Genomic DNA, 16959 nt, shown 5'->3' with positions numbered 1-16959 from the left:
TGGTACGAGAACAGATGACTTACACAAAGGTGATATCACTTTGGTTTTTCTGTCACGTACAGATGGTAACCTCTGCCGGTTCGTCCGTCCTTCTGCGACGTGATGTCGCACCAAAATGGAGCTTCACCCTGAAAAAGACAGTCATGCGTGCGCATAAGGCTGGGGGTGAAGAGTGGCTGGCGAACCATACTAATAATTGGGGGATACACAATGACCACGAGTATCACGGCGGATGGCTTTACAGCCAATCAGCCCGGGTTCCTGTCCAAGGAACGCATCATCGCCAAGCCCGGTTTCAACCGCTGGCTGGTACCACCGGCCGCACTGGCCATCCACCTGTGCATCGGCATGGCTTACGGCTTCTCGGTGTTCTGGTTGCCACTGTCCAAAGCCCTGGGCGTGACCAAGCCGGTAGCCTGCGCGCCGGACATGAGCTTCATCTCGCAAGTTTTCTCGTCGCAATGTGACTGGCCGATCTCGATGCTCGGCTGGATCTACACCCTGTTCTTCATCTTCCTCGGCTGCTCGGCAGCGATCTGGGGCGGCTGGCTGGAACACGCCGGGCCTCGCAAGGCTGGCGTTGTATCGGCACTGTGCTGGTGTGGTGGTCTGCTGATTTCGGCGCTGGGGATTTATACCCACCAGATCTGGCTGATGTGGATCGGCTCCGGGGTCATTGGCGGTATCGGCCTGGGGTTGGGTTACATCTCGCCGGTGTCGACCCTGATCAAGTGGTTCCCGGACAAGCGCGGCATGGCGACCGGCATGGCGATCATGGGCTTCGGTGGTGGTGCGATGGTCGGTGCTCCGCTGGCCGCAGCCCTGATGGGCCACTTCGCTTCGGCAGACAGCGTCGGTGTGTGGCAGAGCTTCCTGGTGATGGCCGCGATCTACTTCGTGTTCATGATCGGCGGTGCACTGTCCTACCGCGTGCCGCCAACCGGCTGGAAACCTGAAGGCTGGACTGCTCCGGCGAAGAAAGCTTCAAACGCGATGATCACTCACCGTCACGTCCACGTGAATGTGGCGTGGAAAACCCCGCAATTCCGTCTGGTGTGGCTGGTGCTGTGCCTGAACGTGTCGGCGGGTATCGGCATCCTGGGCATGGCTTCGCCGCTGTTGCAGGAAGTGTTCGGCGGTAAATTGATCGGTGTTGACCTGCCGTTCGGTCAGTTGGACGCCGGGCAACTGGCTTCTATCGCGGCGATTGCGGCCGGTTTCACCGGTTTGTTGAGCCTGTTCAACATTGGTGGCCGGTTCTTCTGGGCGTCGTTCTCGGATTACCTGGGCCGTAAAAACACCTATTTCGTGTTCTTCGCCCTGGGCTTTGCCCTGTACGCGCTGATCCCGAACCTCGGTCACCTGGGTAACGTTGCGCTGTTCGTGGCGGCGTTCTGCATCATCCTGTCGATGTACGGCGGTGGTTTTGCGACCGTGCCGGCTTACCTGGCAGACCTGTTCGGTACGCAAATGGTCGGCGCGATCCACGGTCGTCTGCTGACGGCGTGGGCGGCGGCGGGCGTGTTGGGTCCGGTGTTGGTGAACTACATTCGTGAGTATCAGTTGAGCATCGGCGTTGAGCGCGCCGCGGCTTACGACATCACCTTGTACATCCTCGCGGGCTTGCTGGTGCTGGGTTTCCTGTGCAACCTGATGGTTCGCCCGGTGGCCGACAAGTACTTCATGACCGACGCCGAACTGGCTGCCGAACAGGCGCTGGGCCACGACAAGGGTGCTGACGCCAGCACTGTGCTGGAGTGGAAAGCGGCGCCGGGTACCAAGCCGTTGGCGATTGCTGCGTGGCTGGTGGTGGGTATTCCGTTGGCGTGGGGTGTCTGGGTGACCCTGCAGAAGACGGCGGTTCTGTTCCACTAAGTAAAACGCACTGCCCCTGTGGGAGCGAGCCTGTTCGTGAATGCGGTCTGACAGTCGACAGAGATGTTGAATGTGAAGGCCCTTTCGCGAGCAGGCTCGCTCCCACATTTGTTTGAGGCGCCATCAAATCCGCTTGTATGGACATGTCTATCCCCGATACTCCCGGATTCACTCCGTCAGTGATATCACCTCCCGTGTTTCTGTTTCGCGCCCGCGCCCCTATAATGGCTGCCTTTTTCGCCCAATGATTTTGCGGAGCTGGTGATGGCCGAACGTAAGGCGTCAGTCGAGCGCGACACTCTGGAAACCCAGATCAAAGCCTCGATCAACCTGGATGGCACCGGAAAGGCCCGATTTGATATCGGTGTCCCTTTTCTTGAGCACATGCTGGACCAGATCGCCCGTCACGGGCTGATCGACCTGGATATTGTCAGCAAAGGCGACCTGCATATCGACGACCACCACACGGTGGAAGACGTTGGTATCACTTTGGGTCAGGCCTTCGCCAAAGCCATCGGCGACAAAAAAGGCATCCGTCGCTACGGCCACGCCTATGTCCCGCTCGATGAAGCGCTATCGCGTGTGGTGATCGACTTCTCCGGCCGTCCTGGCCTGCAGATGCATGTTCCCTACACCCGCGCCACCGTTGGCGGCTTCGACGTTGACCTGTTCCAGGAATTCTTCCAGGGCTTCGTCAACCATGCGCTGGTCAGCCTGCACATCGACAACCTGCGTGGCACCAACACCCACCACCAGATCGAAACCGTGTTCAAGGCATTCGGCCGCGCCCTGCGCATGGCCGTAGAGCTTGATGACCGCATGGCCGGTCAGATGCCGTCGACCAAAGGCGTTCTGTAATGCAGACGGTCGCGGTTATCGATTACGGCATGGGCAACCTGCACTCGGTGGCCAAGGCCCTCGAGCACGTCGGTGCCGGCAAGGTCCTGATCACCAGCGATGCCGATGTGATTCGCGAAGCCGACCGGGTGGTTTTTCCCGGCGTCGGCGCGATTCGCGATTGCATGGCGGAGATCCGTCGCCTGGGCTTCGATTCGCTGGTGCGCGAAGTCAGCCAGGACCGTCCGTTTCTCGGCATCTGTGTCGGCATGCAAGCCTTGCTCGACAGCAGTGAAGAGAACGACGGCGTCGATTGCATCGGTCTGTTTCCAGGCCAGGTGAAGTTCTTCGGCAAGGACCTGCACGAAGACGGCGAACACCTGAAAGTCCCGCACATGGGCTGGAACGAAGTGAAGCAGACGGTGAGTCACCCGCTGTGGCACAACATTCCGGACCTGGCGCGTTTCTACTTCGTGCACAGCTACTACATCGCCGCCGGCAATGCGCGGCAGGTGGTGGGTGGCGGTCATTACGGTGTCGATTTCGCCGCGGCGCTGGCCGATGGCTCGCGTTTCGCCGTGCAGTTCCACCCGGAGAAGAGCCATACCCATGGCCTGCAATTGCTGCAGAACTTCGCCGCGTGGGATGGTCGCTGGTAAATGGCTGCCAAGAAGAAGCCGCCGATCCTGACCCTCACTCCCGAACAGGAGAACGAGGCCAATCACAAGATCAAACGCTTCATGGAAGATCGCTTCGAACTGGACCTGGGTTCGTTCGAAGCGGCTGAAATCCTTGAGCTGTTTACTCGCGAAATTGCGCCGCACTATTACAACAGGGCGATTTTCGATGTGCAGACGCACCTCAAAGAGAGGTTCGAAAGCATCGAAAGCGACTTGTGGGCGCTCGAGAAAGCATAGGAGCAGCTGCAAGCTTTAAGCTGCAAGCTGCAAGAAGTAGAAACGCGTGCGTGCTTGCAGCTTATAGCTTGCAGCTTGCAGCTCTTTGGACGAAGGAAAAAGCATGCTGATTATTCCCGCTATCGATCTTAAAGACGGTGCCTGTGTTCGTCTGCGCCAGGGCCGCATGGAAGATTCCACGGTGTTCTCCGATGACCCGGTGAGCATGGCTGCCAAGTGGGTGGAGGGCGGTTGCCGTCGTCTGCATCTGGTCGACCTGAACGGCGCCTTCGAAGGCCAGCCGGTCAACGGCGAAGTGGTCACCGCCATTGCCAAGCGCTACCCGAACCTTCCGATCCAGATCGGTGGCGGTATCCGTTCCCTGGAAACCATCGAGCACTACGTCAAAGCAGGCGTGAGCTACGTGATTATCGGCACCAAAGCCGTCAAAGATCCGGCCTTCGTCGCTGAAGCGTGCCGTGCGTTCCCGGGCAAAGTGATCGTCGGTCTGGACGCCAAAGACGGTTTCGTCGCCACTGACGGTTGGGCGGAAATCAGCACCATTCAGGTGATCGACCTGGCCAAGCAGTTCGAAGCCGATGGCGTGTCCGCGATCGTTTATACCGACATCGCCAAAGACGGCATGATGCAGGGTTGCAACGTACCGTTCACCGCTGCCCTGGCCGCTGCCACGCGCATTCCGGTCATCGCTTCCGGCGGCATTCACAACCTCGGTGACATCAAGTCGCTGCTGGACGCCAAGGCGCCAGGCATCATCGGCGCCATCACCGGCCGGGCGATCTACGAAGGCACCCTCGATGTCGCTGAAGCGCAAGCTTTCTGCGATTCGTACAAAGGCTGAGGACTGACCATGGCGCTGGCCAAACGCATCATCCCTTGCCTGGACGTGGACAACGGCCGGGTGGTCAAGGGCGTCAAGTTCGAGAACATTCGTGATGCCGGCGATCCGGTGGAAATCGCCCGTCGCTACGACGAGCAGGGCGCTGACGAGATTACCTTTCTCGACATCACCGCCAGCGTCGATGGCCGCGACACCACGCTGCACACCGTCGAGCGCATGGCCAGCCAGGTGTTCATCCCGCTGACGGTGGGCGGTGGTGTGCGCACGGTGCAGGACATTCGCAACTTGCTGAATGCCGGTGCGGACAAGGTTTCGATCAACACCGCAGCGGTATTCAACCCGGAATTCGTCGGCGAAGCGGCCCAGCATTTCGGCTCGCAGTGCATCGTCGTCGCTATCGACGCCAAGAAAGTCTCCGGTCCGGGCGAAACCCCGCGCTGGGAGATCTTCACCCACGGCGGGCGCAAGCCAACCGGCCTCGACGCCGTTGAGTGGGCGAAGAAGATGGAAGGCCTGGGTGCCGGTGAAATCCTGCTGACCAGCATGGACCAGGACGGCATGAAAAACGGTTTCGACCTGGGCGTGACACGCGCCATCAGCGATGCGCTGGGTATCCCGGTGATTGCCTCCGGCGGCGTCGGCAACCTGCAGCATCTGGCTGACGGCATCATCGAAGGCCACGCCAGCGCCGTATTGGCGGCGAGTATTTTCCACTTCGGCGAATACACGGTGCAGGAAGCCAAGGCCTACATGGCGCATCGCGGAATCGTCATGCGCTAAACAAATCCATGCAGGCCAGTGGACAGCATGGCGGGCTCAAGGCACTCTTGGGCACGCCATGGATTTCGGTAGCCCAACATGATCAAACGCCTGCTTCTTGTCCTCGCCAGCGCTTCTCTGTTGCTCATCAATGGAGCCCACGCTGAAGAAAGTCCCGACACCGACCTGGTGTTGCTGACGGAAAATTTCCCGCCATACAACATGGCGAAGAACGGCAAGAACTTCGCTCAGGACGAGAACATCAATGGCATTGCCGTGGACATCGTCCGCGAGATGTTCAAACGTGCCGACGTCACCTACAGCCTGACGCTGCGCTTCCCTTGGGAGCGAATCTACAAGCTCGCCCTCGAGAAACCCGGTTACGGCGTGTTCGTGATGGCGCGCTTGCCGGACCGCGAAAAGCTCTTCAAATGGGTCGGCCCGATTGGCCCGGACGACTGGATCATGCTGGCCAAGGCTGACAGCAAGATCAGCCTGGAGACGCTGGAGCAGGCGCGTAAATACAAAATTGGCGCGTACAAGGGCGATGCGATTGCCGAGACGCTGGCCAAGCAAGGGTTGAAGCCCATTGTTGTGCTGCGCGATCAGGACAACGCGAAGAAGCTGGTGAGTGGTCAGATTGATTTGTGGGCCACGGGCGATCCGGCCGGGCGCTATCTGGCGCGTCAGGAGGGCGTTAACGGTCTCAAGACGGTGTTGCGGTTCAATAGCGCCGAACTCTATCTGGCGTTGAACAAAGACGTTCCAGATGACGTGGTGGCCAAGCTGCAAGCCGCGCTTGATCAGCTGCGCAAAGAAGGCGTGGTGGACGACATCATGGCGCGGTATCTCTGATCAAGTGTGGGAGCGAGCCTGCTCGCGATGAGGCAGTGTCAGTCAACATCACTGTTGGCTGATTCACCGCCATCGCGAGCAGGCTCGCTCCCACAGTGGTTTTGTGTTGTTGCGGATTAGCGGTACACGCCATCCTTTCCATGCGCAGCCGTCGCGCGATTGCTGCGCACGCTGATCATCTGCTTGATGTCGATCCACTCAATGCCCTGAGCCTTGAGCTTGGGCAGCTCCCTCTCCAGCACCGCCAGCGTCTGTGGATACGGATGCCCGATCATCACCGCCGAGCCTTGCTTGTGTGCCAAATTAATCGCCGTCTGCAACTGCGTGAAAATCGCCGCTTCGGTGCGCTCGTCATCCAGAAACACATCCCGCGAAACGCTTGCCAACCCAATCTTCTGTGCCTCGGCTGCCGCGACGGTCTGTGCGCTGGTGCGGCTGTCGACGAAGAGCTTGTGCCGGCGCTGCAAGTCCGCCATCAACCAGGCCATGGCCGGTTGCTGAGCGGTCATGCGACTGCCCATATGGTTGTTGATGCCGGCGGTGTAAGGCACGACCTTGAACGCTGCGCTCAGGCGTTTCTCAAGTTCGTCGATGGGCAAATCGGGATGCCAGGCAAACGGGCCGGTGGCCGGGTCCATGGGCATGTGCAGGATGACGATCTTGCCGGCGCGATGGGCCTCGCGGGCGAATTCGGTGGCGTGGGGCGTGTCGGGCATGATCGCCGCTGTCACCGGGCCGGGCAGGGCCAGCACGCGACGATCCCGGGGCAGGTTTTGCCCCAGGTCATCGATGATCAACGTGAGATAGGCTTTCTGTGGCGCAGCGGTAGCGGGCGTTGCGTGGGCAACGCCTGCCAGACAGCACAGCAGACCAATCAGCAGCCGCAGGCGCACCTCAGCGACCGGAGGTGATGCTCAGCCCTTTGAGCAGGCTCAGCGCCTGGGCCAGTTGGTAATCGTCATCCTGCGGCATTGCCTTGGCCTTGCTGCTGGAACCGCTCGGTTTGTCGGCGCCGCCGTTGCCATTGCCCAAGTGACCCTGCAGATCGGCTTCCTTGAAGTATTCGCCGTCCTGCTCGTTGGTGATCTTGGCCCTGCGCACTTCGATGTCCGGGACGATGCCCTGGGCCTGGATCGAGCGGCCGTTCGGCGTGTAGTACAGCGCCGTGGTGATCTTCAGCGCGCGGTCGTTGTTCAGTGGCAGCACGGTTTGTACCGAGCCTTTGCCGAAACTGGTGGTGCCCATGACCACCGCGCGTTTCTGATCCTGCAAGGCGCCGGCGACAATTTCCGAGGCCGAGGCGCTGCCGCCGTTGATCAGCGTAACCATTGGCACGGCTTCGCTTTCGTCTTTGCCGGTGGCCGAGAAGCGCAGTTCGGAGTTGGCGATGCGGCCCTTGGTGTAAACGATCAGGCCCTTGGTGATGAAGTGGTCGACCACTTCCACTGCCGATTGCAGCACGCCGCCCGGGTTGTTGCGCAGGTCGAGAATGATGCCGTTGAGCTTCTTGCCGTTGTCCTTGCGCAACTTGGCCAGGGCTTTGGACACTTCTTCGCCGGTCTTGACCTGGAACTGAGTGATGCGGATGTAGCCGTAGCCCGACTCCAGCAGCTGCGCCTTGACGCTCTTCACCTGAATGATGGCGCGGGTCAGGGTCACGTCGAACGGCGTACCGCCGTCGCGCACCAGGGTCAGGGTGATTTTCTGGCCGATCTTGCCGCGCATCTTGTCGACGGCTTCGGTCATGCTCTGGCCGCGAGTCGGCTGTCCGTTGATCTTCACGATGAAGTCGCCAGCCTGAATGCCAGCCTTGGACGCCGGGGTGTCATCAATCGGGGAGACCACTTTGATGAAACCGTCTTCCGCGCCCACTTCGATGCCCAGGCCGCCGAATTCGCCGCTGGTGCTTTCCTGCAATTCAGCGAAGTCTTCCGGGCCCAGATAGGCGGAGTGCGGATCGAGGTTGCTGAGCATGCCTTTGATGGCGTTTTCCAGCAGGGTCTTGTCGTCCACCGGTTCGACATAGGCGGCCTTGATCCGATCCATGACCTCGGCAAAGGTGCGCAACTCTTCCAGAGGCAACGGCGCCTTGGTGGTCGCAGCAGTGCCCGCAGGCGCGACCGCCGGGGCCGGTTGAGCGGCAAACGCCAGAGGCGCGCCGATCACCAGGGCGATCGTCAGGGCTAGCGAGGTAAGGCGGGACAAATGCAGCATGTCTAACGAACTCCTGAAGTAGATGGCGTACTTATCCTTGCGCACGACACCATTGCGCCGGATCACTCGGGTGACCCTGCTGACGAATAGCGAAATACAGCGCTGGTGTGTCCTGCCCGCCACTGTTACCGACAGTGGAGATGGACTCACCGGCTTTTACTACGTCACCCGCAGACTTGAGCAGCGTCTGGTTGTGACCATAAAGACTCAGAAAACCGTTGCCATGGTCGAGAATCACCAACAGCCCGGCGCCACGCAACCAGTCGGCGAATACCACGCGACCGCCATGCACGGCGTGCACCTGGCTGCCGGCGGAGGCGCTGATCATCACGCCGTCCCACTTGGTACGGGCGTCGTCGCCACGGGATTCACCGAAGCGTGCCAGCAGTCGACCATCAACCGGCCACGGAAGTCTTCCCCGGCTTGAAGCAAAAGGGCCGCCAAAGGTCTCGCCTGAACTGGAAACCAATGCGCCAGGGTTCGACTTGACCGGTTTGCGTGGGGCGTCAGTGGCATTCGCCTGCTCCTGAGCCTCACGTAAACGCTTTTTTTCGGCTTCCTGCTGGGCGATGAGCGCTTTTTGTCGCGCCTCTTCAGCCTCTCGTGCCTGGCGGGCCAGGGTTTCTTCGATGGTTTTAAGGACTTTAGACAGGTCTGCCTGATCCTGCTCGCGGGCGGCCAGCTTCTGGTCGCGCGCCTTCACGTCGTCGCTCAACTTGGCCAGGACTTGCTGGCGCTCCTTGCGAACCTTGTCGAGTTCGTCGCGCTGGCTGTCGAGGCTGCTCTTCTGCACCAGCAATTGTGCCTGTTGCAGGGCGATGTCTTTTTCGACGTTGGCCAGTTGGCGCAAGGTTTCGTTGAAATTCTTCAGCTGCTCCAGGCGGGCCTGGCTCAGGTAGTCGTAATAGGTGAGGGTTCGGGCGAATTTTTCCGGATTCTGCTGGTTCAGCAGGAGCTTCAAGTACTCCTGACGGCCGTTCTGATAGGCCGCACGGGCCTGAATGGCGATCAGTCGTTGCTGTTCAGTGCGCGCGCTCTGGAGTTTTTTTTTCTCACCATCGAGTCGCTGCAGCTCGGATTCGCTTTTCTTCAGCTCTTTTTGCAGGGCTTCGACCTGCTTCTCGAGCTTGCCCATCTCGGTCTCGGTGCCTTTGAGGTCTTTCTGCACACCGGATTTTTCTTCCTGCAGCTTGCCCAGCAGTTTTTTCAGCTCGGCAATATCCTGACGCGTGGCGTCCAACTGTTGTTGGGTTTGCGCGCGCTCATCAGCGAAGGCCGGTTGGAGCAGGCAAGTCAGGGCAAGGGCTATCAGGACGCGAAGCATAGAGGCGGGCGACACCAGGGAAAGGGACGGCCTAGTATGCCCGCCAAGCGCCGCAAAAAAAACGCCCAATTGGGGTTGTGTGATAACCGGAGCAGCGTTGCCTCTGAAAACACTCCAAAACCACTGTGGGAGCGAGCCTGCTCGCGATGGCGCCCTGACATTCAACAATGATGTTGGCTGTCAGATTGCTATCGCGAGCAGGCTCGCTCCCACAGGGTTTGGCGTCGTCAGATGGATCTGGTTACACCAGAATCGACGTGCCGGTCATTTCAGATGGTTTTTCCATCCCCAGCAGCATCAGCATCGTCGGCGCGACATCCGCCAGCACGCCGCCATCACGCACCTTGAAGTTCCGCTTGCCGACATAGATGAACGGCACTGGCTCGGTGGTGTGAGCGGTGTGTGCCTGGCCGGTGGAGGCATCGGACATTTGCTCGACGTTGCCGTGGTCGGCCGTAATCAGCGCTTCACCGCCAACCTTGTCCAGCGCTTCGACGATACGGCCGACGCACAGGTCCAGGCATTCAACGGCTTTCACCGCCGCATCAAACACGCCGCTGTGGCCAACCATGTCGCCGTTGGCGTAGTTGACCACGATCACGTCGTAACGCTGGTTTTCGATGGCCTCGACGATGCGGTCGGTGACTTCCGGGGCACTCATCTCGGGCTGCAAGTCGTAGGTGGCGACTTTCGGCGACGGAATCAGGATGCGTTCTTCGCCCGGGAACGGTTCTTCGCGACCGCCGGAGAAGAAGAAGGTCACGTGGGCGTATTTCTCGGTTTCGGCGATGCGCAGCTGGGTCTTGCCGTTTTTCGCCAGGTAATCGCCCAGCACGTTGTCCAGGCTGCCGGCGGCAAAGGCCGATGGCGCAGGGATGCTGGCGGCGTATTGGGTCAGCATCACGAAACCGGCCAGTTTCGGCTGGCGCGCACGTTCGAATTCCTTGAAATCGTCCTCGACGAACACGCGGGTCAGCTCACGGGCGCGGTCGGCGCGGAAGTTCATGAAGACCACGGCGTCGCCATCTTCGACTTTCACCGGCTCGCCGATGGAGGTGGCTTTGACGAATTCGTCGCTCTCGCCACGCTCATAGGCAGCTTGCAGCCCTTCCTGTGCGGTGGCGGCGTTGAATTCGCCGTTGCCGTCGACAATCAGGTTGTAGGCCTGGGATACGCGGTCCCAACGGTTGTCACGGTCCATGGCGAAATAACGGCCGATGATGCTGGCGATCCGGCCTTTGCCCAACGCCTGGAAAGTCGCGTCGAGCAGTTCGATGGACGACTGGGCGCTTTTCGGCGGGGTGTCGCGGCCATCAAGGAAGGCGTGCAGGTAGATTTTTTCGGCGCCGCGCTTGTAAGCCAGTTCGGCCATGGCGACCAGGTGATCCTGGTGGCTGTGAACGCCGCCATCGGACAGCAGGCCCATGAAGTGCACGGCTTTGCCGGCAGCAACGGCTTTATCCACAGCGGCGCAGATGGTCGGGTTTTCGAAAAACTCGCCGTCGCGGATCGATTTGGTCACGCGAGTAAAGTCTTGATACACCACGCGACCGGCACCCAGGTTCATGTGGCCGACTTCGGAGTTGCCCATCTGGCCGTCCGGCAGGCCGACGTCCATGCCGCTGCCCGAGATCAGGCCGTTCGGCACAGTGGCCCACAAGCGGTCCAGTACGGGCTTCTTCGCCGCAAACACGGCGTTTGATTCAGGGCTCTCACTGTGACCGAAGCCATCGAGAATAATCAGGACCAAAGGTTTAGGCGTGGTAGTCATGGATTCCACTCGTGGCTGAATTAAAAGAGGGCGATGGAAAAGGGAGTGGCAGTTTAAAGCGAAGTTCCTGCGCCGTCACCGCCGGACGGGGTTTGGCCCACCATAGTGGCTGTGTATACTGGCCGACATTTTAACGCCCTGGAACCTCCTTCGATGGTTGCTAACCTGATTCAATTCGCCACTAACCACTATCTGCTCGTCGGTATCTTCGTCGTACTGCTGGCGTTGCTGATCGCTTATCAGATGCAAGGCGGCGGCCGCAGCCTGAGCACCGGTGAACTGACCGGCTTGGTCAACAAGGACGCGGGCGTTGTAATCGACATCCGTCCGGTCAAGGATTTCGCCGCCGGTCACATTGTTGGCGCGTTGAATATTCCTCACGACAAGCTGACCGCTCGCATTGCCGAACTGGAAAAGCACAAGGCCAAGACCATCATCCTGGTCGATGCCATGGGCCAGACCGCCGGCACCCATGCCCGCGAACTGATGAAATCCGGCTACACCGCCGCCAAGCTGTCCGGCGGTATTTCCAGCTGGAAAGGCGATAACCTGCCGCTGGTGAAGTGATATGAGCAACGTCGTCGTCTATTCCAGCGATTACTGCCCTTACTGTTCGCGAGCCAAGTACCTGCTCGAAAACAAAGGCGTGGCCTTCGAAGAGATCAAGGTCGATGGCAAGCCGCAGGTGCGCGCCGCCATGGCCCAGAAGGCCGGACGTACGTCCGTGCCGCAGATCTGGATCGGCGAGCGCCACATTGGTGGCTGTGATGATTTGTTTGCCCTTGAGCGCGCCGGCAAGCTCGACGCCATGCTCAAGGCCTGAACGCCTTCCCTATAAGACCCCAAGATCAGAAAGGATCTGAGATGACTGACCAACAGAACACTGCAGCTAGCGAAGAAGAAACCGCACCGCAATTCTCCTTGCAGCGCATCTACGTACGTGACTTGTCGTTCGAAGCCCCGAAAAGCCCGGCGATCTTCCGCCAGCAGTGGGAGCCAAGCGTCGGTCTGGATCTGAACACTCGTCAAAAGGCCCTGGAAGGCGACTTCCACGAAGTCGTGCTGACCTTGTCCGTGACCGTGAAAAACGGTGACGAAGTGGCGTTCATCGCTGAAGTGCAACAGGCCGGGATCTTCCTGATCAAGAACCTGGACGACGCTTCGATGAGCCACACCCTCGGCGCGTTCTGCCCGAACATCCTGTTCCCGTATGCTCGCGAGACCCTGGACAGCCTGGTGACCCGCGGTTCGTTCCCGGCCCTGATGCTGGCTCCGGTGAACTTCGACGCGCTGTACGCACAAGAACTGCAACGCATGCAGGCGGCTGGCGAGACTCCGACCGTTCAGTAAGCGGTTCAGCAACACCCATGTGGGAGCGAGCCTGCTCGCGAAAGCGGTGTTTCAGTCGGTATTGATGTCGACTGACACGCCCTCTTCGCGAGCAGGCTCGCTCCCACATTTGTTATGGGTGTTACTTGAAACCGAGTTGACGCCAGCCTTCGTAGACGGCGACCGCCACGGTGTTCGACAGGTTCAGGCTGCGGCAGCCTTCGCGCATCGGCAAGCGCAGGCGTTGTTCGCCGGGCAGGGCATCGAGCACTTCCGCCGGCAAGCCACGGCTTTCAGGGCCGAACAGGAACGCGTCGCCCTCGGCGAAGCTGGCATCGTGGAACGGGCGCGAGCCCTTGGTGGTGAACGCGAACAGCCGTGGATGACCAAGACTTTCCAGGCAACTGGCGAGGTCCGCGTGGCGTTGCAGGGTGGCATACTCGTGGTAGTCGAGGCCGGCCCGGCGCAGGCGTTTGTCGTCCATCTCGAAGCCCAGCGGTTCGATCAAATGCAGGTGGCAGCCACTGTTGGCGCACAGCCTGATAACGTTGCCGGTATTCGGCGGAATTTCTGGTTGAAAGAGGATGACGTGAAACATGCACGGCTCCGAAGGTAAAGATGAGCGGCATTCTACGCCGCCCATCGATCCACGTTCGAAACTATTACCGCGGGTGATGGGTTCGCTGGCGATTGTCGGACTGATGGTGGGGCTGATGATCGGTCGCCTGACCACGCCTGACCCCAGCGAATTGCAACAGATCGAGGTGACGGACGATGGGCTGGTGGTGTGGTTCAACAACGAACCCAAATCCCATGGCGAATTCGTGGACGGCAGCCTCGCGCTGCTGTTCGAGGCGCAAGGCAAGGCGCAGAAAGGTCAGCTCAAGCTCAACGATAAGGTCGTGAACTGGCGGACGCGCTTGAGTGATGGGGGGTTGTTGCTGACGGTAGTAGCGGCCCGGCCACTGCTGGGCGAGTGGACCGGTAGCGAGGTCGATGACCGCTGGCGGCTGGAGATCCATCTCCGGGAGCAATAAAAGAGGGAATCCCCGGCCTGCCTGTACCAAGGTTCCCAAAACGGCAGGGCTCGCGCATGGCGTCGAGCCCGGTGTAAAGAAGGAACCCCTGACCTGCCTGTATCAAGGGCCCCAAAACTGGGGGGCTCGTCGCGAGTGCGGTATGAGCCCGATGTAAAGAGGGGAATCCCCGGCCTGCCTGTACCAAGGTCCCCGAAACCGGGTAGTGAACTGAATCACTGAATGGACTATTGCAGGGGGCGTGCCAGGTTTTAACAAGTTGAAACAGAAAGCTGCGCTGGAATGCCGAAAGCCCCGTATTACGGGGCTTTCGTGTTTTTTCGATAGGGGTTCAATTTCGAAAACCGGCGGGGTTCTGGATTTGTTTTTGTGCGCGATTGCGGTTCACGGTGCATTCAGTCGGTGCACGTTGGCCCCAAAAGCTTCGCGGGCAAGCCTCGCTCCTACAGGGTTTGCGCTATTTCAAGATTAGCGCGTGACCTGTAGGAGCGAGGCTTGCCCGCGAATGGATGTAACTGTCAGCGAAGAGCTAGAGGCTGCTTAGCCTTCTTCCCCCTCATCATCATCCCCGCCATCAACCTTCATCCCCAATTCCTTGATCTTGCGCGTCAGGGTATTACGTCCCCAGCCCAGCAAGACCGCCGCATCGCGACGTCGCCCGGCGGTGTGTTTCAGGGCGGTCTCGATCATGATCCGCTCGAACGCCGGTACCGCGCTGTCGAGCAAACTCGATTGACCGCGAGCCAACGCCTGATCAGCCCATTGACGCAGCGCTTGCTCCCAATTGGTCACAGGCGCCGAATCCTGCGGCAGGCTCAGCAGTTCCGGCGGCAGGTCGCTGATGTGCACTTCGCGACCCGAAGCCATCACCGTGATCCAGCGGCAGGTGTTCTCCAGCTGACGCACGTTGCCGCCCCACGGCAGGTTCTTCAGGTATTCCTCGGTTTCGCTTTTCAGCAGCTTCGGTTCTACCGCCAGTTCTTGCGCAGCGCGGCTGAGGAAGTGCTTGGCCAGGGTCGGGATGTCTTCGCGACGGTCCGACAGCCGTGGAATGTGGATGCGGATCACGTTGAGGCGGTGAAACAAGTCCTCACGAAATTTCCCGGCGTGCACCAGGGTTTCCAGGTTCTGGTGCGTCGCCGCGATGATGCGCACATCGACCTTTACCGGCGTATGACCGCCGACGCGATAGAACTCGCCGTCGGCCAGTACGCGCAGCAAGCGGGTCTGGGTGTCGGCCGGCATGTCGCCGATTTCATCGAGGAACAGCGTGCCGCCGTCCGCCTGCTCAAAGCGCCCGCGACGCAAGTTGGCTGCGCCGGTGAACGCGCCTTTCTCATGGCCGAACAACTCGGATTCCATCAGGTCTTTCGGGATCGCCGCCATGTTCAACGCGATGAACGGAGACGCAGCCCGTGGACTATGGCGGTGCAGGGCGTGGGCTACCAATTCTTTACCGGTACCGGATTCACCGTTGATCAGCACGGTGATGTTGGAGTGGCTCAAGCGCCCGATGGCGCGAAACACTTCCTGCATCGCCGGCGCTTCGCCGATGATTTCCGGGGTGCGGGTCAAGGCGACCGGGACTTCCAGGCCTTGCTGTTCCTGGGCGTGCTGGTTGGCGCGTTTGACCAACGACACCGCTTCGTCGACGTCGAACGGTTTTGGCAGGTACTCAAACGCGCCGCCCTGATAGGACGCGACAGCGCTGTCCAGATCGGAGTGCGCAGTCATGATGATCACTGGCAACCGTGGGTGTTGCTCGCGAATCCGCGCCAGCAGGTCCAGGCCACTGGCACCCGGCATGCGGATGTCGGAGATGATCACGTCCGGCTGCTGGCGCGCCAGGCGGCTCATCACGCCATCGGCGCTGTCGAAGCTTTGCGTGGTCATGCCTTCCTGCTGCAAGGCTTTTTCCAGGACCCAACGGATAGAACGGTCGTCATCGACGATCCACACGGTTTCACTACGGCTCATGTCGATGTGGCTCCTTGTTCCAGGGGCAGAAAGATCGAGAAAGTGGTGTGGCCTGGGTGGCTGTCACATTCGATCAGGCCCTGGTGCTGGCTGATGATGTTCTGGGTAATGGCCAGGCCCAGCCCGGTACCGTCCGGGCGGCCGCTGACCATGGGAAAGAAGATGGTTTCTTGCAGGTCCGCGGGAATGCCGGGACCGTTGTCGATGATTTCGATCTTGGTCACCAGGCGATGGCGCACGTGGCCAATGGTGAACTGGCGCATGGCGCGGGTGCGCAGGCTGATGCGGCCCAGGCGCAGCTCGTTCTGGCTGCTGATGGCCTGCATTGCGTTGCGCACGATGTTCAACACGGCCTGGATCATTTGTTCTCGGTCGATCAAGACGTCGGGAATGCTTGGGTCGTAGTCGCGCACCAAAGTGATGCAGCCCTGACTTTCGGCCTCGACCAGATGACAAACGCGTTCCAGAACTTCGTGGACGTTGCACATGGCCAATGACGGCAGCTTATTGGAGCCGAGCATGCGATCGACCAGATTGCGCAGGCGGTCGGCTTCTTCAATGATGACGTTGGTGTAATCGCGCAGGCTTTCCTCCGGCAGTTCACGGGCGAGCAATTGCGCCGCGCCGCGAATCCCGCCCAGCGGGTTCTTTATTTCGTGAGCGAGGCCGCGCACCAGCATTTTGCTGGTTTCCTGCTTCGACAGTTGCGCCTCTTCCTTGGTGATCCGCAACAAACGGTCACGGGGGTGGACTTCCAGCAGCAGCATCGTGGCGCCGTTGGCCAGGATCGGTGTCACCGCGTAGTCGACGGTCAGCGTCTGGCCGGTGAGGGCGGTGAGCATCGCTTCGCGCTTGGTAAACGGGTGCGCCTGCTCGACCGCCTGGCGCAAGGAATTCAGCGCTTCGGTGGATTCGGTGAACAACTCGCTGATGAACTGCCCATGGCTACGCTGACCGCTGATGGCCAGGAGCATCTCCGCCGCCGGGTTCATGTACTCGAGGCGCAATTCGGCATCGAGCAGAATGGTGGCGGTGGTCAGATTGTCGAGAAGCAGACGATGGAGTGCGTCACTGATGGTCATTTAGGACCTCTTTTGGAGCAGGGCATGCGCGCGAATAACGCGCCGATATGAGGAAAATGCAAAAACCAAACCAAGGCTCCGAAAAGAAGCGTTTAAAGCCTGAAACGGGCGTTTGACGCTCGTTTGCGTGGCGTTCTGCCA

At 60.0% G+C, this 16959-nt stretch carries 18 protein-coding genes; 11 read left to right on the top strand and 7 right to left on the bottom strand.

Going from position 1 to position 16959, the window contains the following annotated elements; all coding sequences use genetic code 11:
• Positions 1–210 precede the first annotated feature (210 nt).
• The 7 genes from BLU63_RS08270 (at position 211) to BLU63_RS08240 (ending at position 6084) form a co-directional block, all read left to right on the top strand.
• A complete protein-coding gene (locus BLU63_RS08270; protein WP_010464600.1) occupies positions 211–1875 on the top strand; it encodes an OFA family MFS transporter in 1665 nt (554 codons plus the stop codon).
• A gap of 264 nt (positions 1876–2139) precedes the next feature.
• Positions 2140–2733: an imidazoleglycerol-phosphate dehydratase HisB gene (gene hisB, locus BLU63_RS08265; RefSeq protein WP_003218037.1), complete on the top strand. Its 594-nt coding sequence runs from the start codon at positions 2140–2142 to the stop codon at positions 2731–2733.
• Positions 2733–3371: an imidazole glycerol phosphate synthase subunit HisH gene (gene hisH / locus BLU63_RS08260; RefSeq protein WP_010464592.1), complete on the top strand. Its 639-nt coding sequence runs from the start codon at positions 2733–2735 to the stop codon at positions 3369–3371. The genes hisB and hisH overlap by 1 nt, the downstream gene beginning before the upstream one ends.
• Positions 3372–3629 carry a DUF2164 domain-containing protein gene (locus BLU63_RS08255; protein WP_010464590.1) on the top strand — a complete coding sequence of 86 codons (258 nt, stop codon included), beginning with the start codon at positions 3372–3374 and terminating at the stop codon, positions 3627–3629.
• A 103-nt stretch (positions 3630–3732) separates the two neighbouring features.
• Complete coding sequence (gene hisA, locus BLU63_RS08250) at positions 3733–4470, top strand: 1-(5-phosphoribosyl)-5-[(5-phosphoribosylamino)methylideneamino]imidazole-4-carboxamide isomerase (RefSeq protein WP_010464588.1); 738 nt, start codon at positions 3733–3735, stop codon at positions 4468–4470.
• 9 nt (positions 4471–4479) lie between these two features.
• Entirely contained in the window at positions 4480–5250 is a 771-nt protein-coding gene (gene hisF, locus BLU63_RS08245) for an imidazole glycerol phosphate synthase subunit HisF (protein ID WP_007972752.1), read from the top strand.
• A 78-nt stretch (positions 5251–5328) separates the two neighbouring features.
• On the top strand, positions 5329–6084 hold the full coding sequence (locus BLU63_RS08240) for a substrate-binding periplasmic protein (RefSeq protein ID WP_083375249.1): 756 nt from the start codon (positions 5329–5331) through the stop codon (positions 6082–6084).
• A gap of 116 nt (positions 6085–6200) precedes the next feature.
• Here BLU63_RS08240 and BLU63_RS08235 read toward each other — a convergent pair whose 3' ends face one another.
• From BLU63_RS08235 to gpmI, 4 genes are all read right to left on the bottom strand, one after another.
• Positions 6201–6977: a divergent polysaccharide deacetylase family protein gene (locus BLU63_RS08235; protein ID WP_077747589.1), complete on the bottom strand. Its 777-nt coding sequence runs from the start codon at positions 6975–6977 to the stop codon at positions 6201–6203.
• A gap of 1 nt (position 6978) precedes the next feature.
• Complete coding sequence (locus tag BLU63_RS08230; protein ID WP_083375248.1) at positions 6979–8298, bottom strand: S41 family peptidase; 1320 nt, start codon at positions 8296–8298, stop codon at positions 6979–6981.
• A 31-nt stretch (positions 8299–8329) separates the two neighbouring features.
• Positions 8330–9622 carry a murein hydrolase activator EnvC family protein gene (locus tag BLU63_RS08225; RefSeq protein ID WP_083375247.1) on the bottom strand — a complete coding sequence of 431 codons (1293 nt, stop codon included), beginning with the start codon at positions 9620–9622 and terminating at the stop codon, positions 8330–8332.
• A gap of 241 nt (positions 9623–9863) precedes the next feature.
• Positions 9864–11393: a 2,3-bisphosphoglycerate-independent phosphoglycerate mutase gene (gene gpmI, locus BLU63_RS08220; protein WP_010464572.1), complete on the bottom strand. Its 1530-nt coding sequence runs from the start codon at positions 11391–11393 to the stop codon at positions 9864–9866.
• Positions 11394–11546: 153 nt separating this feature from the next.
• Here gpmI and BLU63_RS08215 point away from each other — a divergent pair, with 153 nt between their 5' ends.
• Genes BLU63_RS08215 through secB form a run of 3 tightly spaced genes read left to right on the top strand, consistent with a single transcriptional unit; the run spans position 11547 to position 12743 of the window.
• Positions 11547–11960, top strand: coding sequence for a rhodanese-like domain-containing protein (locus tag BLU63_RS08215; protein ID WP_010464571.1), 414 nt, complete (start codon positions 11547–11549; stop codon positions 11958–11960).
• A gap of 1 nt (position 11961) precedes the next feature.
• On the top strand, positions 11962–12216 hold the full coding sequence (gene grxC / locus BLU63_RS08210) for a glutaredoxin 3 (protein WP_010464569.1): 255 nt from the start codon (positions 11962–11964) through the stop codon (positions 12214–12216).
• Between the two features lie 41 nt (positions 12217–12257).
• Complete coding sequence (gene secB / locus BLU63_RS08205) at positions 12258–12743, top strand: protein-export chaperone SecB (RefSeq protein ID WP_007949026.1); 486 nt, start codon at positions 12258–12260, stop codon at positions 12741–12743.
• Positions 12744–12864: 121 nt separating this feature from the next.
• Here secB and BLU63_RS08200 read toward each other — a convergent pair whose 3' ends face one another.
• On the bottom strand, positions 12865–13320 hold the full coding sequence (locus tag BLU63_RS08200; RefSeq protein ID WP_007949025.1) for a tRNA (cytidine(34)-2'-O)-methyltransferase: 456 nt from the start codon (positions 13318–13320) through the stop codon (positions 12865–12867).
• On the opposite strand from BLU63_RS08200, the gene BLU63_RS08195 reads away from it, so the two are divergent.
• A complete protein-coding gene (locus BLU63_RS08195; protein ID WP_010464565.1) occupies positions 13319–13759 on the top strand; it encodes a hypothetical protein in 441 nt (146 codons plus the stop codon). The two genes, BLU63_RS08200 and BLU63_RS08195, sit on opposite strands and share 2 nt — an antisense overlap.
• Before the next feature lie 540 nt (positions 13760–14299).
• Here the strand turns inward: BLU63_RS08195 and ntrC are convergent.
• Positions 14300–15736 carry a nitrogen regulation protein NR(I) gene (gene ntrC, locus BLU63_RS08190; RefSeq protein WP_010464563.1) on the bottom strand — a complete coding sequence of 479 codons (1437 nt, stop codon included), beginning with the start codon at positions 15734–15736 and terminating at the stop codon, positions 14300–14302.
• Positions 15733–16818: a nitrogen regulation protein NR(II) gene (gene glnL, locus BLU63_RS08185; protein ID WP_010464561.1), complete on the bottom strand. Its 1086-nt coding sequence runs from the start codon at positions 16816–16818 to the stop codon at positions 15733–15735. Before glnL ends, ntrC begins: the two co-directional genes overlap by 4 nt.
• Positions 16819–16959 lie beyond the last annotated feature (141 nt).

Source organism: Pseudomonas mandelii (assembly GCF_900106065.1).
GTDB lineage: Bacteria > Pseudomonadota > Gammaproteobacteria > Pseudomonadales > Pseudomonadaceae > Aquipseudomonas > Aquipseudomonas mandelii.
This window is presented reverse-complemented; position numbering and strand designations above follow the sequence as displayed.

Bases quoted from the DNA above. Each gene is read 5' to 3' on its own strand.
- BLU63_RS08195 (WP_010464565.1), top strand. From the start codon at position 13,319: ATGCACGGCTCCGAAGGTAAAGATGAGCGGCATTCTACGCCGCCCATC.
- gpmI (WP_010464572.1), bottom strand. From the start codon at position 11,393: ATGACTACCACGCCTAAACCTTTGGTCCTGATTATTCTCGATGGCTTC.
- hisF (WP_007972752.1), top strand. From the start codon at position 4,480: ATGGCGCTGGCCAAACGCATCATCCCTTGCCTGGACGTGGACAACGGC.
- hisH (WP_010464592.1), top strand. From the start codon at position 2,733: ATGCAGACGGTCGCGGTTATCGATTACGGCATGGGCAACCTGCACTCG.
- grxC (WP_010464569.1), top strand. From the start codon at position 11,962: ATGAGCAACGTCGTCGTCTATTCCAGCGATTACTGCCCTTACTGTTCG.
- BLU63_RS08230 (WP_083375248.1), bottom strand. From the start codon at position 8,298: ATGCTGCATTTGTCCCGCCTTACCTCGCTAGCCCTGACGATCGCCCTG.
- hisA (WP_010464588.1), top strand. From the start codon at position 3,733: ATGCTGATTATTCCCGCTATCGATCTTAAAGACGGTGCCTGTGTTCGT.
- secB (WP_007949026.1), top strand. From the start codon at position 12,258: ATGACTGACCAACAGAACACTGCAGCTAGCGAAGAAGAAACCGCACCG.
- BLU63_RS08240 (WP_083375249.1), top strand. From the start codon at position 5,329: ATGATCAAACGCCTGCTTCTTGTCCTCGCCAGCGCTTCTCTGTTGCTC.
- BLU63_RS08255 (WP_010464590.1), top strand. From the start codon at position 3,372: ATGGCTGCCAAGAAGAAGCCGCCGATCCTGACCCTCACTCCCGAACAG.
- glnL (WP_010464561.1), bottom strand. From the start codon at position 16,818: ATGACCATCAGTGACGCACTCCATCGTCTGCTTCTCGACAATCTGACC.
- BLU63_RS08200 (WP_007949025.1), bottom strand. From the start codon at position 13,320: ATGTTTCACGTCATCCTCTTTCAACCAGAAATTCCGCCGAATACCGGC.
- BLU63_RS08225 (WP_083375247.1), bottom strand. From the start codon at position 9,622: ATGCTTCGCGTCCTGATAGCCCTTGCCCTGACTTGCCTGCTCCAACCG.
- hisB (WP_003218037.1), top strand. From the start codon at position 2,140: ATGGCCGAACGTAAGGCGTCAGTCGAGCGCGACACTCTGGAAACCCAG.
- ntrC (WP_010464563.1), bottom strand. From the start codon at position 15,736: ATGAGCCGTAGTGAAACCGTGTGGATCGTCGATGACGACCGTTCTATC.
- BLU63_RS08215 (WP_010464571.1), top strand. From the start codon at position 11,547: ATGGTTGCTAACCTGATTCAATTCGCCACTAACCACTATCTGCTCGTC.
- BLU63_RS08270 (WP_010464600.1), top strand. From the start codon at position 211: ATGACCACGAGTATCACGGCGGATGGCTTTACAGCCAATCAGCCCGGG.